Source organism: Alphaproteobacteria bacterium (assembly GCA_035625915.1).
In the GTDB taxonomy this organism is placed as follows: domain Bacteria; phylum Pseudomonadota; class Alphaproteobacteria; order JACZXZ01; family JACZXZ01; genus DATDHA01.
Genome location: DASPOR010000197.1, coordinates 1 through 3752, shown reverse-complemented (window position 1 = coordinate 3752; position 3752 = coordinate 1). Strand labels below are relative to the sequence as shown.

The window sequence follows — 3752 nt, the reverse complement described above, 5'->3', positions numbered from 1 at the left end:
GAAGCGCGGATCTCGTTGTCATCGGGCAACATGCGCCTTTGGGAGACGTCTATAGTTCGATCGATCCGGGTGAAATGATTTTAAAGGCAGGCCGTCCGATGCTCGTCGTACCCGAAGGGGTGAGCGTGCTGCGAGCAGACCGCATCGTAATCGGCTGGAAGGATACGCGCGAAGCGCGTCTTGCCGTACGCGACGCTCTCCCGTTCTTCCGCCAAGCTACGCGCATCTCGATCGTCGAAATATGTGCGCCAGGCGAAGAGGGCGCCGCACAGGAGCACATGAACGGCGTGGTCCGTTATTTGAACCGTCACCGCATCATCGGTGGTCCCCGCGTCATCCTTCACCGTGATAGATCGGGCGCAGCGCTCCTGATCCGGCTAGCGCAGGAGGAAGGGGCGGATCTGCTGGTCACTGGCGCGTACGGACATAGCCGGCTCGGTGAGTGGATATTCGGCGGTGTGACGCGCGAATTGCTCGCAACAAGTCCAATCTGCTGCCTTATGTCTCACTGACGCTCAGATCCAAAGACGTTGAGAGAGAGAGATGCAAACTCCAATCCAAATCGATTTTCAAGGTATGGCAGCGACGCCGAATGTGCACGACGCCATTGCCGATCGTGTTGCGCGGCTCGAACAGCGCTACGGGCGTCTAACCGCGTGCCGCGTGGTACTAAAAGGGCCAGGCAGCCATCACCGCACAAGCGGTCTCTACGAAGTGAATATCCATCTTGCGCTCCCCAACGGCCGCGAGGTCAATATCGCACGCACCGCCCCGGCCGACGAACGGCACAACGATCTGTCATTTGCCATTAACGATGCCTTCAAACGGGCGCGGAGACGATTGCAAGATCATGCTCGCCGCCTGCAGGGACACGTCAAGCACCATGAGGGTCAGCCAATCGGCACCGTGACGAATATCGACAGATCCGGCGAATTCGGCTTTCTCGAAAGCAGCGACGGCCGCGAAATCTACTTTCATCGCAACAGTGTGCTCGACGGCGGTTTTTCTCATCTCGCCGTGGGCTCTCGCGTGATTTTTGCCGAGGAAATGGGCGAGAAGGGACCACAGGCGAGCACGGTCAAGCTGCTTGGCAAGCATGGACAGCGAATATGACAGGGTGCGGCCCGGCGGCTGATAGCGGAGCGGAATGGGAACATTTCCCGCATGACGCGGATGTTGGTCTGCGGGGCTTTGGCGCGACGCCGGCGCGGGCTTTCGAGCAGGCCGCACGCGCCCTGACCGCGGTCGTGACGCATGCTGAGGTCGAGCCCAATCTTGCGGTCGAGGTCAGGTGCGAGGCGCCGGACCTTGAGTTGCTGTTTGTCGAGTGGCTCAACGCCGTCATCTATGAGATGGCGGTGCGACGCATGCTGTTCGGGCGCTTTGCAGTGGCAATCGAGGACAACCGGCTTGCCGGCATGCTTTGGGGGGAGGCCGTGAACATCGAGCGCCACGCCCCGGCCTGCGAGCCGAAGGGAGCGACCTATACCGCCCTCAGAGTGGCCCGCGACGCCAGCGGCATCTGGTCGGCAGCCTGCGTCGTCGACGTGTGAGAGTTGACTATGGATCCTACCCGCTTCACACGCCTGGAGGCTACTGTCTGGCGCATCGACCCGCGTGGGTCGATGCACGTGCCGGTAATCATTTATGCCGACGAAGACCTCATTCGCGCCATGGACGACAAGGTCTACGAACAGGCCGTGAATGTCGCGACATTGCCCGGGATCGTTCAGGCCTCCTATGTCATGCCGGACGCGCACTGGGGCTATGGTTTTCCGATCGGCGGCGTAGCAGCTTTCGACCCCGACGACGGCGGCGTTGTTTCGGCCGGCGGCGTCGGCTTTGACATCTCGTGCGGTGTGCGCACCATGCTAACTGGGCTCTCCGTCCCCGACATCATACCATTGCAGAAATCGCTCGCAGACTCGTTGTTCCGCGAGATCCCAGCGGGAGTCGGGAGCAAGAGCGCGATCACCCTCGATGCGACCGAGATGGATGCCATGCTCGCGGGTGGCGCCCAATGGGCGATTGCGCGGGGCTGGGGCGAGCCGCGCGACCGCGAACGTATCGAGGAGAAGGGCGTGATGGCCGGTGCGAGGCCAGACTACGTCTCGGCGCGCGCCAAGGAGCGCCAACGGCGGGAAATGGGGACACTCGGATCCGGAAATCATTACCTTGAAGTGCAGGCCGTCGCGGAAATCTGCGATGCGGACGTAGCGAAGGTCTTCGGCCTCGCCCAGGATGATGTGGTTGTGACGATCCATTGTGGTTCCCGTGGTCTCGGCCATCAGATTGGGACTGAATCCCTCAAAGAAATGGTCGTGACTGCTCACGCTTTAGGAATCAGGCTCTCCGATCGCGAGCTTGCTTGTGCGCCGATCACCTCCGAGGTCGGTCAGCGTTACCTCGGCGCCATGCGGGCAGCAATCAACTGCGCGCTTGCCAATCGGGAAATTCTCGGTCACTACGCTCGACGGGTTTTCCGCCAATTCTTTGCGCAATGCAATCTGGACCTGCTGTTCGACGTCTCGCACAATACCTGCAAGGCTGAATCGCATGTCGTAGAAGGAAGGTGCCGCGAGCTCTTTGTGCATCGCAAGGGGGCGACGCGTGCCTTCGGACCCGGCCACGAGGGTTTACCCGAGCCGCTCCGACCTTGGGGCCAGCCAGTGCTGATCGGCGGCAGCATGGGCACGGGCTCATACATTCTCGTTGGAGCGACAACTAGTGAAGCGAAAGCGTTCTCTTCAGGCTGTCATGGCGCCGGGCGTGCCCTTTCCCGTCATGCCGCGCTCAGACAGTGGAGTGGTCGAAAAGTCATTGACGACCTTGCCTCGCAAGGCATCCTTATCAGGAGCCGATCGGCGCGTGGGGTCGCCGAGGAAGCCCCCGGGCGCATACAAGGACGTGGGTGCAGTTGTGGCCGCCGCGGAGCAAGCCGGTCTCGCGCGGCGGGTGGCGCGGTTGCGGCCTCTGATCTGCATCAAAGGGTGACGTTTTCCCCACGCCTGGGGCGTCGACTAGCGGTATTCTTGCGTCTCAGTGAATACCGCTTTGCTCACAATTGGTCTTTCCGGGATACTTTGAGCTACGATGTTTTTGCGCGATCTTCGTGCCTCGATTGAGCCTTATCAAACCCTTGGGCGGCATTCCGGGCAATTCAGAGAGTTGCCCGTGCCGCGGCGCAGAAGCCGAAAGTCTTGGCCTCAATTTGTCGCCGAACGGCGAAGCATGCAGACCGCAGGAGACGCTCGATGACTGCGCTTGGCCCAGACGAAGTTCGCCGGTTATGCGGCGACATTGCGGATTGGAAAATCGTGAACATCGTTGCCAAGGACCCTACGATCGAGGAGCTTGAGGTCGCGCTCGCATGGGCCGCGGGCGAAAGCGACGTTATGGGCAAGGAACGCCATTCGCTTTCAGGAAAGACCGCCGAGCTTTACGACATCCTGGTGGCCGACGAGGAGTGGGACGAAGAACAAGGCACAACACTCTAGTCAAGGGCCGAGCGGATTTACTCGGCCGTAACTCCGTGATCTGTTGCACGAACGCGGCTGGCGAGCCGAGCTCGGCGATCCCACAGAGATATGCTGGAAAATCAGTGCTTGACATCGAGAGTCCCATACAGGGCCTTGAGCGAAGGCGGTCCAGATGGACTGATGCGGCATTATGCATTTCTGAGATTCGCCCGTTCGGCGTCGAGGTCGTGATCGTCACGGGCGCCTGCGCCGCGACCGGAGGCCTACGATGTC

The 3752-nt window shown here is 60.9% G+C and carries 5 protein-coding genes and 1 pseudogene; all 6 read left to right on the top strand.

Translation table 11 applies throughout. From position 1 onward, the window contains the following. Positions 1-512, top strand: a 512-nt coding sequence (locus VEJ16_15315; GenBank protein HYB11034.1) for a universal stress protein, incomplete at its 5' end; no start/stop codon positions are given. Positions 513-543: 31 nt separating this feature from the next. Next, positions 544-1113: an HPF/RaiA family ribosome-associated protein gene (locus VEJ16_15310; GenBank protein HYB11033.1), complete on the top strand. Its 570-nt coding sequence runs from the start codon at positions 544-546 to the stop codon at positions 1111-1113. After that, positions 1110-1553, top strand: coding sequence for an archease (locus tag VEJ16_15305; protein ID HYB11032.1), 444 nt, complete (start codon positions 1110-1112; stop codon positions 1551-1553). The genes VEJ16_15310 and VEJ16_15305 overlap by 4 nt, the downstream gene beginning before the upstream one ends. Positions 1554-1562: 9 nt before the next feature. Beyond that, positions 1563-2994, top strand: a pseudogene (locus tag VEJ16_15300) (RtcB family protein). Continuing rightward, positions 2898-3125, top strand: coding sequence for a hypothetical protein (locus tag VEJ16_15295; GenBank protein HYB11031.1), 228 nt, complete (start codon positions 2898-2900; stop codon positions 3123-3125). The pseudogene VEJ16_15300 and the gene VEJ16_15295 overlap by 97 nt, the downstream one beginning before the upstream one ends. 129 nt (positions 3126-3254) lie before the next feature. Further along, on the top strand, positions 3255-3497 hold the full coding sequence (locus VEJ16_15290) for a hypothetical protein (protein ID HYB11030.1): 243 nt from the start codon (positions 3255-3257) through the stop codon (positions 3495-3497). Positions 3498-3752 lie beyond the last annotated feature (255 nt).

What these genes read in the sequence shown, in the direction of transcription:
- VEJ16_15310 (HYB11033.1), top strand. Translation starts at nt 544, where the DNA reads ATGCAAACTCCAATCCAAATCGATTTTCAAGGTATGGCAGCGACGCCG.
- VEJ16_15305 (HYB11032.1), top strand. Translation starts at nt 1,110, where the DNA reads ATGACAGGGTGCGGCCCGGCGGCTGATAGCGGAGCGGAATGGGAACAT.
- VEJ16_15290 (HYB11030.1), top strand. Translation starts at nt 3,255, where the DNA reads ATGACTGCGCTTGGCCCAGACGAAGTTCGCCGGTTATGCGGCGACATT.